This is a genomic window from Rhodoferax sp. LS1P39 (assembly GCF_056521425.1).
In genome coordinates this window covers 486,576-500,112 of the sequence record NZ_JBWMAV010000001.1, presented here as the reverse complement: position 1 = coordinate 500,112, position 13,537 = coordinate 486,576, and the positions used below count along the sequence as shown (strand labels likewise).

Genomic DNA, 13,537 nt, shown 5'->3' with positions numbered 1-13,537 from the left:
AAAATGAAAAAAGCTATTTTTATACGTAAACTTCTGCCAATGTTGATCGCTGCAGGGTTAATGTCTGCATGCGGCGACGAGAAACCAGAAGTGTTAATTGCTGCTGCCAAATCGAGCATAGAGAAAAATGATCAAAAAACAGCCATTATCCAAATTAAAAATGCACTGCAAGCTGATCCAAATCTACCAGAAGCACGGTTTTTACTAGGATCGGCACTTTTGGCGACTGGTGATCCGGCGGCTGCAGAAATAGAATTTGACAAGTCTCGCCGTTTGAAATATTCCGATGACCTGGTGGTTCCGAAAATGGTGCAATCGTTGCTCCTTCAGGGCAAATTTAAAAAAATAACGGATGATTTTTCTAAAACTGAATTGCAATCGACGGCATCAAAAACCAATTTACAAATATCTTTAAGTAAGGCATATGCAGCCCAAGGGCTGAATGATTTGTCGGAGCGTGCGCTAAATTCTGCACTTTCATATGAGTCCGAAAATGCGGATGCGTTAATCATGAAGTCTCGTGATCTCGCTACTAAAGGTGACTATCCAGCAGCCCTTTCACTAATTGATACCGTTATTGTTAAGAATTCTGGAAATGCTGATGCATTAAAAACGAAAGGTGACATTCTTCTCTTTGGAAAAAAGGACATGGATGCTGCATTAGTTTCCTATAAAAAATCTATTGAGATTAAGAGTGATTTTTTGCCGGGTTATGCTGGGGTTTTAACCATATTATTTCAGCAGGAAAAACTGGATGAGGCTCAAAAAGAATTGGATCTTTTGAAAAAGTTTGCAGATAAAAGTCCTCAAACTAAATATTTCGAAGTGCAACTGGCCTATCAGAGAAAAGACTTCATAGCTGCAAGGTCTTTGGCTCAGCAACTTTTAAAAATGTCGTCGGATAATCCGGTTGTTTTGCAATCGGCTGGGTTGATAGAGTTTCAGTTGAATTCATTTTTGCAATCAGAAATCTATTTGAGTAAAGCTGTCACCATAAATCCCGCTTTAACAATTGCCCGTAGACTCTTGGTAATGACCTACCTGCGCATGGGGCAACCGGACAAAGCGCTTGCTACCTTGACTCCCGGGCTCGCGCAAGACCCTGTTGATACCTCTCTATATTCGATTGCAGGGGAAGTTTTTCTGCAAAATGGTGACATCAAGAAGGCCGGTGAATATTTCTCCAAAGCCTCCAAATTGGATCCCAAGGATGGCAGAAAACGAACTTCTGTGGCATTGGTTCGAATGATGGGTGGGGATACGACATCGGCTTTCAACGAGTTGGACGATATTGCATCGTCGGATCAAGGTATATCGGCTAATCTTGCGTTGATCAGTGCGCATTTGCGGCGACAAGATTTTGATAAGGCGTTGAATGCTATCGATGGAATGGAGAAAAAACAACCAAACAACCCGCTGGTGTTTAATTTGCGTGGAAAAGTTCAATTATCAAAAAATGATTATGTAAACGCCCGTAAAAACTTTGAAAAAGCGGTTGCGATTAATCCTACCTATTTCCCGGCTATTGCAAGCCTATCGGCATTGGATGTATTTGAGAAAAAACCGGATGATGCTAAGAAGAGATTAGAAGACGTGCTGGCCAAAGAACCAAAAAATAACCAGGCGCTGCTGGGTTTGGCTGAGTTGCGGGCGCGTACAGGTGGGACGAAAGAAGAAATTGCTGAATCGATAAACAGAGCTGTTACGGCCAACCCATCAGAAATAGCTCCAAGAATTCTGTTGGTTGATTTCTATTTGCGCAATCGAGACGCAAAAGCTGCACTTTCTGCTGCTCAAAGCGCGGCAACCGTGTTGCCTGACAGTTTGGAGATTTTGGACGCACTGGGTCGCACCCAGTTGGCATCTGGTGACACCAATCAAGCCTTATCCTCCTATACCAAACTAGCCAATTTGCAGCCACAGTCGGTGCAACCTTTAATGCGGTTGGCTGGTGCTAATTTGACAGCAAAAAATACATTAGCTGCTGAGCAAAATCTCAGAAAAGCATTGGAGTTAAAGCCGGACTTTTTGGAGGCGCAGTCTGACTTGATTATGTTGAATATTTCTTCAAAGAAGTTCCAAGAGGCAATTGATATTACCCGCTTAATACAGAAGCAACGGCCTAAAGATATGGTGGGCTATGTATTGGAAGGGGATGTAAATGTTGAGCAGAAAAAATGGGATGCAGCTCTGGATGCTTATCGGGCTGGACTGAAGCAATCAAGTTCCCTCGAACCAGCTACAAAAATACATGCAGTTTTAAACGCGTCAGATAGAAAAGCGGAAGCAGAGAAATTTGCAACTTCATGGATGAAGGACCATCCTAAGGATATTCAGTTCGTGTCTTATTTGGCTGATGCAGCGCTGGTGAAGAAAGATTTAGTAAGTGCAGAGAAGCTTTATGGGGTCATTATTCAAGCTCAGCCAGGAAACGCCGTTGCATACAATAATTTAGCTTGGATTGAAGGGCAACTCAAAAAAGACGGTGCGATTGCTTATTCCGAAAAGGCTAATAAACTGGCACCTGGTCAACCCGCATTTATGGATACCTTGGCTACACTTTTTTCTGATAAGGGTGACCATGCTAAAGCGATTGAATTACAGAATAAGGTAATTGCGTTGCAGCCGCAGAATCCGGTATTTAAGTTGAATTTGGCAAAGATTTATATAAAATCAGGTGATAAGAAACAGGCCAAAGTTCTGTTGGATGATTTGGCAAAATTGGGCGAAAAATTCTCAGCGCAAGCGGAGGTGGATGCAGCGTTGAAGAACTTGTAATATCCTAAATAAAGCATTGGAGGCGAATGTGTTTGGTAAATTTTCTATCCAATGGGGTTTAATATGTGGATTATTTTTCTCGTCATTTAATGTTGCGTACGCTGATCTGGTAGATACGATTGCAAAAGTAAAGCCCTCGATCCTTATCGTTGGTTATTACAAAAGCACCAATAGCCCACGGTTTACCTTGCGTGGTTCGGGTTTTGTGGCGGTTGGTGGTAATTTGGCAATTACCAATTCCCATGTTTTGTTCGGCCCATCGGAAGATAGTTCTGGTTACGATTTGGTGGTACAGGTACGCGGCCCCAAAGGCGAATTGCAGATGCGTCAAGCCGTGCTGTTGGAGCAAGACCGCTTACATGACTTGGCGCTGCTGAAGTTTGCGGGGGAGCCCGTGCCTTTTTTGCCTCTGCGCGACTCAAATACCGTGCGTGAAGGGCAATCGGTGGCGTTGATGGGTTTTCCGATTGGGGGGGCGTTGGGGTTTTCGCCGGTGACGCACCGCGCCATGGTGTCGTCCATTACCCCGATTGTTCTTCCTGCAGCCACGGGGCAGGTGTTGACTGAAAGATCGATTCGCAGCATCCGGGATGGCAGCTTCGATATTTTTCAACTCGATGGCACGGCCTATCCGGGCAATAGCGGTGGACCGTTGTTTGATGCCGAGTCTGGCGAGGTGGTGGGCATTGTGAATATGGTGTTCGTGAAGGGCACCAAAGAGTCGGCCATCAGCTTACCCTCTGGCATCTCTTACGCCATTCCCGCCAATTACATACAGCAACTGGTGCAGCGACAAAAGGCCAACTAAGGCCTCTCCTCTCAGTTCCTCTTACTGGATGAAGCCCATGCGGCCCTTGTGCAGGCTGGCCTTGGGCAAGTCTTCCACCCGCACGGTATCGCGGCCATCCAGCCGGGCATTGCCAAAGCCGGTCATCAGTGCCCGGCGCATTTCGCGTGGGGCCAGCTCGGCCAAGGCATCTTGGAGATCGCTGTGCGGATCGGGCGCGAAGCGCTCGCCCCAGCCATGCTCGGCGCGGATGGACTGGTAGAGATTGCGGGCAATCTGGCGAGCGGCCTCGGGGGAGGGCGGCTCGATTTCAAACACGTTCATGCGGTTCAAAATCGGCTCCGGAATGCCGCGCGGGTCGTTGGCCGTGGTGATCCAGATCACCTGGCTGGCATCGATGGCGACTTCGGCAAATTCGTCCATGAAGTTTTGCGCCGTGTCGTGCTCCAGCAGGCTGTAGAGCGCGCCCAGCGGGTCGTATTGGGCATCGGCGCTGGCTTTGTCGATTTCGTCCACCACGATGACCGGGTTGGCGTATTCGCCGTCGATCAGCGCTTCAAACACCTTGCCGGGCTTGGCACCTTTCCATTGCGACGATGAGCCCGACAGCAGCCAGCCTGCCGTCATGGAGCTCATGGGCACCAGGTTCATACCGGTGCCCAACAGGTCGGCGAGCTTTTTGGCGAAGTGGGTTTTACCGATGCCGGGCAGGCCCAGCAGCAGGATGGGGGTGACTTCCAGGCCGTCGCGGCTGTCTTGGCTCAGGGCGACGTGGCGTTTCACGTCATCCAGCACCTCGGTGAAGTTGGGCAGGGCCTGGTAGAGGGCTGACATCTCGGGGATGCCCGAGGGCTTGACCTGGAAGCGGTCGGGGCCGCGCTCCAGCATGCGCTCATAGGTGCTGCGCAGGTTTTCATGCTCCCGGCTGGGCAGCTTGGCGAGCTTGCGCTCGACATCGTGCGGCTGGAAGACGCTGCGCACGTTGGCCACGGGCAGTTGGAACGAGGACGCATGAGGAACGAGGCTGCGGGATTCCATCGATTACTCCTGGTTACAGACACAGTTTCATTTCAGCATAAGCCGTGCCAGCGTACCAGAGGCCAAGATGCGCAATAGTGCCGCTTACCCCACCTATTTGCGCCGGTGGACCCGCCGCCACAACCTGCTACGCACAAAAGCGTGCGTTGCCCCCAGTGCTTTAGGCGGGCGTAGAGCCCAGCATCTGGTGCAGTTCGCCGGACTCGTACATTTCCATCATGATGTCCGAGCCGCCCACGAACTCGCCCTTGATGTAGAGCTGCGGGATGGTGGGCCACTGGCTGTATTCCTTGATGCCCTGGCGGACTTCGTCGTCTTCCAGCACATTCACGGTCTTGACCGTCTTGGTGTCCACGCCGCAAGCCTTGAGCAACTGGATGGCGCGGCCGGAGAAGCCGCACTGGGGAAAGCTGGCGTTGCCCTTCATAAACAGCACTACGTCGTTGGATTTGACCAGTGCATCAATGCGTTGTTGTGTGTCGCTCATTGGGAGACTCCTTGAAAATATAACCGCCATTATTTCACTTAGCGCGCCGTGGCAGGAGGCGTGCGGTGCGGTGCCCTCGTTTGGACTAAGGATGCACCGTTCTTTGATTTGCTATTACTTATATAGCTTTTCGTGCTGGATGGATAAGCACGAGAGGCCTAAAACACGCTTAATTCCATTGGCCACCGGTGCAGCGCGCGATTCCGGCCAGGTCGGGCCGGGATTGCACTTGCGCAAAGCCTGCCTGCGTCAGCAGCGTCGCCACCGCCGGGGCCTGGTCGTAGCCGTGCTCCAGCAGCAACCAGCCTTGGGGCCGCAGATGCGCCGGGGCCTGGGCGATGATTTGGCGGATGTCGTCCAGCCCGTCGGGGCCTGCGGTCAGCGCGCTGCGTGGCTCGTGCGCCAAGGCGGGGAGATGCGGGTCGGTATCGGTGATGTAGGGCGGGTTGGAGACGACGAGGTCGAATGCGCCATCCACCCCTGCCAGCCAAGTACTTTGGATAAAGCTTACGGGCAGGTCCAACCGGGTCGCATTCGCCTGGGCCACGGCGAGCGCGTCGGCACTGTTGTCGACCGCGGTGACCTTTGCGTCGGGCCGGGCTTTCTGGAGCGCCAGGGCGATGGCTCCGCTGCCGGTGCCGAGGTCGATCACCTGCGGGGCGGTGTGTCCGGCCAAAAGTTCCAGCGCCCAGTCCACCAGGGTCTCGGTATCGGGTCGGGGGTCGAGCACGCGGGCATCGACCCGTAGGTCCATGCCGTAGAACTCGCGCTGGCCGGTGATGTAGGCCACGGGCTCGCCGGCGCGGCGGCGGGTACAGGCGGTGCCAAAGGTGGCGGCCTGCACGGGGTTCAGTGCATCCTGGCCGTGGGCCAGCAGCCAGGCGGCATCCAGCGGGCTTTTGCCCAGGGCGTGCAGTAGCAGCATGCGGGCATCGAGCTTGTCGATACCGTGTTTTTGCGCGCCCAGCAAGGCCACTTGCAGGGTACTGGCCTCATCGCTATAGACCGATACCGGGCGGGCTGCCGCGCGTGCGGCTTTGCCCAGGCCGGGGCGCTCGGGGCGCGGGGCCATGCGCCTGGCGCTTTTTTCCTTCGCGTCTTTCAGGGACTTGCTGGACACTTTGGCGTAGCCGCCTTGTGGCTTGGGGCCTTTGTTGATGGAGCGTGCCATGGGTTCCTTGGTCAGTTGTTCTGTGGCTTCTTAGGCGACGGTTTCGAGTTCGGCCAGTTGCTCGGCCTCTTGCGCGGCGCGCAGGGCATCCAGCACTTCGGCTAGGTCGCCTTCCATGATGAACAACAGCTTGTACAGCGTGAGGTTGATGCGGTGGTCGGTCCAGCGGCCCTGCGGGAAGTTGTAGGTGCGGATACGGTCGCTGCGGTCGCCGCTGCCGATCAGGCCCTTGCGCTCGGCGGCATCCTTGGCGGCGCGCTCGGCGCGGTCTTTTTCATGGATGCGGGCGGTCAGCACCTTCAGCGCCTGGGCCTTGTTGCTGTGCTGGCTGCGGCCATCCTGGCACTCGGCAACGATGCCGGTGGGGATGTGGGTGATGCGCACCGCGGAATCGGTTTTGTTGATGTGCTGGCCACCGGCTCCACTGGCGCGGTAGGTGTCGATGCGCAGATCGGCCGGATTGATCTTGATAGCCACGGCTTCGTCGGGCTCGGCCAGCACCGCCACTGTGCAGGCGCTGGTGTGAATGCGGCCCTGGGTTTCGGTGGCGGGCACGCGCTGCACCCGGTGGCCGCCCGACTCGAACTTGAGCTGGCCGTACACGCCGTCACCTTCCAGGCGCAGCACCACTTCCTTGTAGCCGCCCAGTTCGCTCTGCGACTCGCTCATGATCTCGGTCTTCCAGCCCTGGCGTTCGGCATAGCGGGTGTACATGCGCAACAGGTCGGCGGCAAACAGGGCGGATTCATCGCCGCCGGTGCCCGCGCGGATTTCCATGAAGGCGTTGCGTGCGTCGTCCGGGTCCTTGGGCAACAGCATGCGTTGCAGTTCGGCCTCTAACTTTTGCAGCTCGGCCTCGGCAGAAGCAATTTCTTCCTCGGCCATCTCGGCCATTTCCGGGTCACTTTGCATGGCCTGGGCGGCGGCCAGGTCGGACTCGCGCTGGGTGTAGCGGGTGAAGCGCGCCGCCACCTGGCCAACCTCGGTGTGCTCGCGCGACAGTAGCAAAAACTGCTTCATGTCGCCCATGATGTCCTCGCGGGACAGCAAAAAGTCGAGTTCTGCAAGGCGAAAGACGTAGCGCTCAAGCTGTTGGCGTAAGAAAGGTTTCATGGGTGGCAATTCAGATCAATAACAGTCCCAAGGCGGGACGACGGGCCCTTGGGGCCTGGCGCAGGGGAAGAGCAGGGTCGCTAACGCTCTTTGCGCAAAAACAGCTTGTGGATGGCCTGCACCGTGTGTTCACGGCTGTCGGCATCGCCCGCACGTAGCTCGGCCATGGCACCGTGCAGCATTTTTTGCGTCAGGCCTTTGCTGAGCATGTCCAGCACGGCTTCAATATCGTCGCCCTTGGCCAGCAGGCGGCGGGCGCGGGCCAGCTCGGTGGCGCGCCATTCGTCGGCCTGGGCGTTGAGCTGCTGGATCAGCGGCACCACGCCGTGCACCGGGTCGCGCTGGTCCATCCAGTGCAAAAAGCTCTGTACGCCCGCGTCGATGATGACCTCGGCCTGCGCCACCGCAGCCTGGCGGTTGGCCTGGCCGCTTTGCACCACGTGGGCCAGATCGTCCACGGTGTACAGGTACACGTCTTCCAAGGCCTTGACTTCGGGCTCGATGTCGCGCGGCACCGCCAGATCGACCATGAAGATCGGGCGGTGCTTGCGCAGCTTCAGGGCGCGCTCTACCGCGCCCAGGCCGATGATGGGCAGGGTGCTGGCGGTGCAGCTGACCACCGCGTCGAATTCGTGCAGGCGGCTGGGCAAATCGGCCAGGCGCATCACCTCGCCGCCAAAACGGATGGCCAGCTTTTCGCCGCGCTCCAGGGTGCGGTTGGCGACGGCGATGGATCTGGGGTTTTTAGCGGCAAAGTGGGTGGCGGCCAGCTCGATCATCTCGCCTGCGCCGACAAACAGCACGCGCACCTGGGTCAGGTCTTCAAACAACTGGCCGGCCAGGCGCACCGCTGCTGCGGCCATGCTGATGGAATGCGCACCGATTTCGGTGGAAGTGCGCACCTCTTTGGCTACAGCGAACGAGCGCTGGAACAGTTGGTTCAGCGTGCTGCCCAGCGCCCCGGCCTGCTCGGCAGCGCGGATCGCGTCCTTCATCTGGCCCAGAATCTGCGGCTCGCCCAGCACCATCGAGTCCAGCCCGCTGGCCACGCGGAAGGCGTGCCGTGCCACCGGGCCGTCTTGCAGGGTGTAGGAGTGGGAGCGCAGCAGGGCGGGCGATACGCCCCCGGTATGGGCCAGCCAGTCCACCGTGTGCTCCAGCGCCTGCCGGTCGCCTGCGCAATAGACTTCGGTGCGGTTGCAGGTGGAGATGATGGCGGCTTCAGGGCCTTGCAGCGCGGCGCGCAGGCCGTGCAGGGTGGGCGCGATTTGGTCCAAGGCGAACGCAAACCGACCGCGCAAATCCAGAGGTGCGGTGGTGTGGTTAATGCCTAATGCCCAAACTGCCATCCCCCGATTATAAAATTTGTAGGGGGCCAAATCCCTTGCGGGCCGCCAAAGCCTCAAAATTGCCGCTATGGGACCTATAGATTCATTTTTTCACCTGCTGAATTTCGCCGCACCGGCGCTGGTGGTGGGTGTGCTCACGGCGTTGGCCGCCAAGGTTCTTATGAAAAATAAGGCCTCCGTGCTCAGTTGGAGGGCGCAAGCAGCTATCAATTTTGTAGTGAGTCTGCTGGTGCTGCTGGGTGGACTGTGGTTCTTTGGCCACGACGGCAAGATGGCCACCTACGCCGCCCTGGTGCTGGCCTGTGCCACCAGCCAGTGGTGGCTAAGTCGCCAGTAGCGGGCCAAACCGCGACAGGCCACTGTGGCTTGTTGCCATCGACACCTGGTTGCGGCCTGCGCGCTTGGCGTCATACAGGGCGTTGTCGGCGGCCTGCACCAGGGCATCCAGTGTCATGGGTTCGCCTGCGGCCATGCCCGCCGCGCCCATGCTGATGGTGACGCGCACGGCATCCTGGGCGGCGTAAAGCTGGGCCGAAAAGGCCACGGCTTCGCGCATGCGCTCGGCCAGTTGGCGTGCGTGCTCCAGCGGCGTATTGGGCAGCAGCACCACAAATTCTTCACCGCCCCAGCGGGCCAGCAGGTCGGTGGTGCGCAGGCACTGGGCACAGCGCCGGGCGACTTCCACCAGCACTTTGTCTCCCGCGTCGTGGCCGTGGGTGTCGTTGACGCGCTTGAAGTGGTCGATGTCCAGGATCAGCAAGGCCAGCGGCAGCTGGTGGCGCAGGGCCAGGTCGAGTTCGCGCTGGGCCGTGTGGACGAAATGGCGGCGGTTGGCCAGGCCGGTCAGGCTGTCGGTGATGGACTGCACATGGGCTACATGCCGGGCCTGCTCCAGCGCCACGATCAGCGAAAAAATCGCCCAGCCGGTCAGCACCGTCATGGGCAGCGGCACCAGCAGGGAGATGAAAAACGCCTCGCCCATGGTGTCGTAGCCCAGCGCGCGGATGTAGGCGTAGGTCAGCGCCAGCGACAGCAGCGACACCACCGCGCTCATTCCCAAGGTGGTGCGCCACACGCCCCAGCGCGCCACCGCACGCGAACAGCGCTGGCGCAGCGGGGTCAGTTCCGGGTCAATGGGGCGGGTGGGGGATCGGCTGGACATGCGTGGACGTGCAAGCAAGAAGTGCGCAAGCCAGCGTGCGCTGTTCAATCCGCCGGGGCGAACAGGTCGATCCGGTCGGTGATGATGGCATCGGTGCCCAGCGCGGTCAGGCGCTGTACCGAGGCCGCGTCGTTGACGGTGTAGCTGGCGCTGCGCAGCCCGGCGGCTTTCACCTGGGCCACGGTGTCAGCCGTCCATAGCGCATGGTCGCAGACGATGGCGATGCAGCCCAAGCGCTGCGCGGCTGGCAGCCAGCCGTCCCAAAGGGTGTCGAGCAGCAGGCCACGCGGCAGGCCGGGTTGGGCCGCCTGGGCGCCTTCCAGCGATGCCACGCTGAAGGATGTCAGCAGCGGGGGCACGGCCTGGCCTTGCCAGAGGCGGGCGGCGGCATCGGCCACTTTTTCGCCGGTCAGGCGGTCGGTGCCGGGCGAGGGTTTGATCTCGATGTTCAAGAACAGGTGGTTGCGCTGGCAATACGCGGCGATGTTGTCCAGTGTGGGAATCGGCTCGCCCGCCTGGCTGCGCGAATGCCAGCTGCCTGCGTCAAGCTGCGCCAACGCGCTAAACGCTTTCTCGCCCGCGATGCCATGGCCGGTGCTGGTGCGGTCCAGCGTGTCGTCGTGCAGCAGAAAGGGCACGCCATCGGCGCTGAGCTTTACGTCGCATTCGAACATGCGGTAGCCGTGCTGGGCCCCCAGGCGGAAGGCGGCGAGGGTGTTTTCGGGGGCCAGTTTGCCCGCGCCCCGGTGGGCGATCCAGCGGGGGTAGGGCCAGTTCTGAGCAGTGACGTGCATGGTTAGATTCGTTTTCCGGTTTCGCTATTAAACCAGTGCAAACGATCGGCCCGCGGCGTGGCGTGGATGGTGCTGCCGATGGCGGGGGCGGGCGTGCTTTCATCGGTGCGGATGATCAGCAGCTCCTGGCCCAGCCGGGCGTAGACCAGGCGCTCGGCACCCAGCATTTCGGTGGTTTCGACCACCAGGCTCCAACCCGTTTCGCTTAAATGCAGATGTTCGGGGCGGATGCCCAGTATGGCGTTGGCCGGGCCGCCGTGCGCGGCATTGGGCGCGCTCTTGAGCAGGTTCATGGGCGGGCTGCCGATGAAGCTGGCCACAAAGGTGCTGGCGGGCTGGGTGTAGACCTGCTCGGGTGTGCCGTACTGCTCGACCACGCCGCCGTTCATCACCAGCATGCGCTGCGCCAGCGTCATGGCCTCGACCTGGTCGTGGGTAACAAACAGGCTGGTAATGCCGAGCTCGCGGTGCAGCTTCTGGATTTCCAGCCGGGTCTGGGCGCGCAGCTTGGCATCCAGGTTGCTGAGTGGCTCGTCGAACAAAAACACCTGCGGCTGGCGCACGATGGCGCGGCCCATGGCTACGCGCTGGCGCTGGCCACCGGAGAGCTCGCGTGGCTTGCGGGTGAGGTACTGGCCCAGTTCCAGGATCTTGGCGGCTTTGTCGACGCGGGTGCGGATGTCGGCTTCGGAGACCTTGGCGATCTTCAGGCCATAGGCCATGTTGTCGAACACCGTCATGTGCGGGTAGAGCGCGTAGTTCTGGAACACCATGGCGATGTCGCGCTCGCTGGGTTCGAGGTTGTTGACCACACGCCCGCCGATGCTGATGGTGCCGTCGCTGATTTCTTCCAGCCCGGCCACCATGCGCAGGAGCGTGGATTTGCCGCAGCCGGAGGGGCCGACGATGACGATGAATTCGCCGTCGTTGATCTCGGCGTTCACCCCATGGATGACTTGGTTGGCGCTGGGCCCTTTGCCGTAGCGCTTGATGACATTAGAGAGGGAGATGGCGGCCATAGGGTGTGTGCTATTAAATTGGTAGCTGCTTGCGCTTATTGAATAAGCGCTAGAGGCTTATTTCTTATAAATTCTGCTTACTTCTCGGTGTCTACCAGGCCCTTGACGAACCACTTCTGCATCAGCATCACCACCAGCGCGGGCGGCAGCATGGCCAGGATGGCGGTGGCCATCACCAGGTTCCACTCGGTCTGGCCGTCGCCACCGGAGATCATGCGTTTGATGCCGATGACCACCGGGTACATGTTTTCATTGGTGGTAACCAGCAGCGGCCAGAGATACTGGTTCCAGCCGTAGATGAACTGGATGACGAACAGCGCGGCCATGCTGGTGCGCGACAGGGGCAGCAGGATGTCCCAGAAGAAGCGCATCGGCCCCGCACCGTCCATGCGCGCGGCCTCTACCAGCTCGTCGGGCACGCTCATGAAGAACTGCCGGAACAAAAACGTCGCGGTGGCCGAGGCAATCAGCGGGATGGTCAGCCCGGCGTAGCTGTCGAGCATGCCCAGATCGGCCACCACTTTGTAGGTGGGGCCGATGCGCACCTCCACTGGGAGCATCAGCGTAACGAAGATGGCCCAGAAGAAGAACTGCTTGAACGGAAACCGAAAGTACACCAGCGCAAACGCCGACAGCAGCGAGATGGAGATCTTGCCCAGGGCGATGGTCAGCGCCGTCACCAGGCTGACCACCATCATCTGGCCCACGGGCGCGTTCGATCCGCCTGCTGCGCTGCCGCCTTTGAGCACCGCGCTGTAGTTGTCGATAAGGTGCGAACCCGGCAGCATGGGGATGGGTGTTTGCACCATCTCCGCCGCCGTGTGGGTCGAGGCCACAAAGGTGATGTAGACCGGGAAGGCGACGATCAGCACGCCCAAAATCAACACGATGTGGGCCAGGACGCTTGAAAAGCTACGGCGCTCAACCATACATATCCGCCATCAGTAATTCACTTTCTTCTCGACAAACTTGAACTGCACCACCGTCAGCGCCACCACGATCACCATCAGCACCACCGACTGCGCCGCCGAGCCGCCCAGGTCCATGGCCTTGAAACCGTCGTAATACACCTTGTAGACCAGGATGGCGGTGTCCTTGCCGGGGCCGCCCTTGGTGGTGGAGTCGATGATGGCGAAGGTGTCAAAAAACGCGTAGACGATATTGATCACCAGCAAAAAGAAGCTGGTGGGCGTGAGCAGCGGGAACTGGATGGTCCAGAAGCGCCGCCAGGGCCGCGCACCGTCCATGGCGGCGGCTTCGATCAAGGACTTGGGGATGCTTTGCAGCCCCGCCAGAAAAAACAGGAAGTTGTACGACAGCTGCTTCCAGACCGCTGCGCCCACCACCAGCGCCATGGCGTGGGTGCTGTTGAGCAGGTGGTTCCAGTCCATCCCGAGCAGGCCCAGCCAGTAGGCCACGATGCCGATGCTGGGCGAGAACATGAACAGCCACAGCACACCGGCCACTGCCGGTGCCACCGCATACGGCCAAATCAGCAGGGTCTTGTAGATGCTGCTGCCCTTGATGACCTTGTCGGCAAACACCGCCAGCATCAGCGACAGGCCAATGCCCAGCACCGCCACCAGGATGGAGAAGACGGCGGTGGTCTGGAACGAGGCCAGGTAGCTCGCGTCGTTCCACAGGTTGCGGAAGTTCTCCAGCCCGACCCAGTCCACCGAGGTGCCGAATGCGTCGGATTGCTGCAGCGACTGCAACATGGCCTGGCCGGCTGGCCAGAAGAAGAACACCGTGATGACGATGACCTGGGGCGTGATGAGCGCCCAGGGCAGCCATCCCGAGTGGAAGACGACGCGCTTTTCCATGCTCATAGATAACGGT

At 58.6% G+C, this 13,537-nt stretch carries 13 protein-coding genes; 3 read left to right on the top strand and 10 right to left on the bottom strand.

All coding sequences use genetic code 11. The features are described 5' to 3' along the window. Nucleotides 1-3 precede the first annotated feature (3 nt). On the top strand, nt 4-2,778 hold the full coding sequence (gene prsT / locus AC097O_RS02185; protein WP_479591248.1) for an XrtA/PEP-CTERM system TPR-repeat protein PrsT: 2,775 nt from the start codon (nt 4-6) through the stop codon (nt 2,776-2,778). A 28-nt stretch (nt 2,779-2,806) separates the two neighbouring features. Then, nucleotides 2,807-3,586 (top strand): S1C family serine protease, encoded by a 780-nt coding sequence (locus tag AC097O_RS02180; RefSeq protein WP_479591247.1) that lies wholly within the window; start codon nt 2,807-2,809, stop codon nt 3,584-3,586. Between the two features lie 21 nt (nt 3,587-3,607). Here AC097O_RS02180 and AC097O_RS02175 read toward each other — a convergent pair whose 3' ends face one another. The 5 genes from AC097O_RS02175 to hemA form a co-directional block, all read right to left on the bottom strand. Then, nucleotides 3,608-4,603, bottom strand: a complete 996-nt coding sequence (locus AC097O_RS02175; RefSeq protein WP_479591246.1) for an AAA family ATPase — start codon at nt 4,601-4,603, stop codon at nt 3,608-3,610. A 160-nt stretch (nt 4,604-4,763) separates the two neighbouring features. Next, nucleotides 4,764-5,090, bottom strand: a complete 327-nt coding sequence (gene grxD / locus AC097O_RS02170; RefSeq protein ID WP_479591245.1) for a Grx4 family monothiol glutaredoxin — start codon at nt 5,088-5,090, stop codon at nt 4,764-4,766. Between the two features lie 169 nt (nt 5,091-5,259). After that, entirely contained in the window at nt 5,260-6,261 is a 1,002-nt protein-coding gene (gene prmC, locus AC097O_RS02165) for a peptide chain release factor N(5)-glutamine methyltransferase (RefSeq protein ID WP_479591244.1), read from the bottom strand. A 30-nt stretch (nt 6,262-6,291) separates the two neighbouring features. Beyond that, nucleotides 6,292-7,374: a peptide chain release factor 1 gene (gene prfA, locus AC097O_RS02160; RefSeq protein ID WP_479591243.1), complete on the bottom strand. Its 1,083-nt coding sequence runs from the start codon at nt 7,372-7,374 to the stop codon at nt 6,292-6,294. 80 nt (nt 7,375-7,454) lie between these two features. Next, nucleotides 7,455-8,723 carry a glutamyl-tRNA reductase gene (gene hemA, locus AC097O_RS02155; protein ID WP_479591242.1) on the bottom strand — a complete coding sequence of 423 codons (1,269 nt, stop codon included), beginning with the start codon at nt 8,721-8,723 and terminating at the stop codon, nt 7,455-7,457. Between the two features lie 67 nt (nt 8,724-8,790). Here hemA and AC097O_RS02150 point away from each other — a divergent pair, with 67 nt between their 5' ends. After that, a complete protein-coding gene (locus AC097O_RS02150; RefSeq protein WP_479591241.1) occupies nt 8,791-9,060 on the top strand; it encodes a hypothetical protein in 270 nt (89 codons plus the stop codon). On the opposite strand, the gene AC097O_RS02145 is transcribed toward AC097O_RS02150, so the two are convergent. The 5 genes from AC097O_RS02145 to ugpA form a co-directional block, all read right to left on the bottom strand. After that, the gene (locus AC097O_RS02145; RefSeq protein WP_479591240.1) at nt 9,046-9,885 is read right to left on the bottom strand and encodes a GGDEF domain-containing protein; all 840 of its coding nucleotides are present in this window, start codon (nt 9,883-9,885) and stop codon (nt 9,046-9,048) included. The two genes, AC097O_RS02150 and AC097O_RS02145, sit on opposite strands and share 15 nt — an antisense overlap. Nucleotides 9,886-9,929: 44 nt before the next feature. Continuing rightward, a complete protein-coding gene (gene ugpQ, locus AC097O_RS02140; RefSeq protein WP_479591239.1) occupies nt 9,930-10,679 on the bottom strand; it encodes a glycerophosphodiester phosphodiesterase in 750 nt (249 codons plus the stop codon). Nucleotides 10,680-10,681: 2 nt separating this feature from the next. Then, nucleotides 10,682-11,698, bottom strand: a complete 1,017-nt coding sequence (locus AC097O_RS02135) for a sn-glycerol-3-phosphate import ATP-binding protein UgpC (protein ID WP_479591238.1) — start codon at nt 11,696-11,698, stop codon at nt 10,682-10,684. A 77-nt stretch (nt 11,699-11,775) separates the two neighbouring features. Continuing rightward, entirely contained in the window at nt 11,776-12,627 is an 852-nt protein-coding gene (ugpE, locus tag AC097O_RS02130; RefSeq protein WP_479591237.1) for a sn-glycerol-3-phosphate ABC transporter permease UgpE, read from the bottom strand. Nucleotides 12,628-12,639: 12 nt separating this feature from the next. Continuing rightward, nucleotides 12,640-13,521: a sn-glycerol-3-phosphate ABC transporter permease UgpA gene (gene ugpA / locus AC097O_RS02125; RefSeq protein WP_479591236.1), complete on the bottom strand. Its 882-nt coding sequence runs from the start codon at nt 13,519-13,521 to the stop codon at nt 12,640-12,642. Nucleotides 13,522-13,537 lie beyond the last annotated feature (16 nt).

Coding starts and splice junctions, on each gene's coding strand:
- AC097O_RS02135 (WP_479591238.1), bottom strand. CDS start 11,698: ATGGCCGCCATCTCCCTCTCTAATGTCATCAAGCGCTACGGCAAAGGG.
- prmC (WP_479591244.1), bottom strand. CDS start 6,261: ATGGCACGCTCCATCAACAAAGGCCCCAAGCCACAAGGCGGCTACGCC.
- ugpQ (WP_479591239.1), bottom strand. CDS start 10,679: ATGCACGTCACTGCTCAGAACTGGCCCTACCCCCGCTGGATCGCCCAC.
- ugpA (WP_479591236.1), bottom strand. CDS start 13,521: ATGGAAAAGCGCGTCGTCTTCCACTCGGGATGGCTGCCCTGGGCGCTC.
- prfA (WP_479591243.1), bottom strand. CDS start 7,374: ATGAAACCTTTCTTACGCCAACAGCTTGAGCGCTACGTCTTTCGCCTT.
- AC097O_RS02150 (WP_479591241.1), top strand. CDS start 8,791: ATGGGACCTATAGATTCATTTTTTCACCTGCTGAATTTCGCCGCACCG.
- hemA (WP_479591242.1), bottom strand. CDS start 8,723: ATGGCAGTTTGGGCATTAGGCATTAACCACACCACCGCACCTCTGGAT.
- grxD (WP_479591245.1), bottom strand. CDS start 5,090: ATGAGCGACACACAACAACGCATTGATGCACTGGTCAAATCCAACGAC.
- ugpE (WP_479591237.1), bottom strand. CDS start 12,627: ATGGTTGAGCGCCGTAGCTTTTCAAGCGTCCTGGCCCACATCGTGTTG.
- prsT (WP_479591248.1), top strand. CDS start 4: ATGAAAAAAGCTATTTTTATACGTAAACTTCTGCCAATGTTGATCGCT.
- AC097O_RS02145 (WP_479591240.1), bottom strand. CDS start 9,885: ATGTCCAGCCGATCCCCCACCCGCCCCATTGACCCGGAACTGACCCCG.
- AC097O_RS02175 (WP_479591246.1), bottom strand. CDS start 4,603: ATGGAATCCCGCAGCCTCGTTCCTCATGCGTCCTCGTTCCAACTGCCC.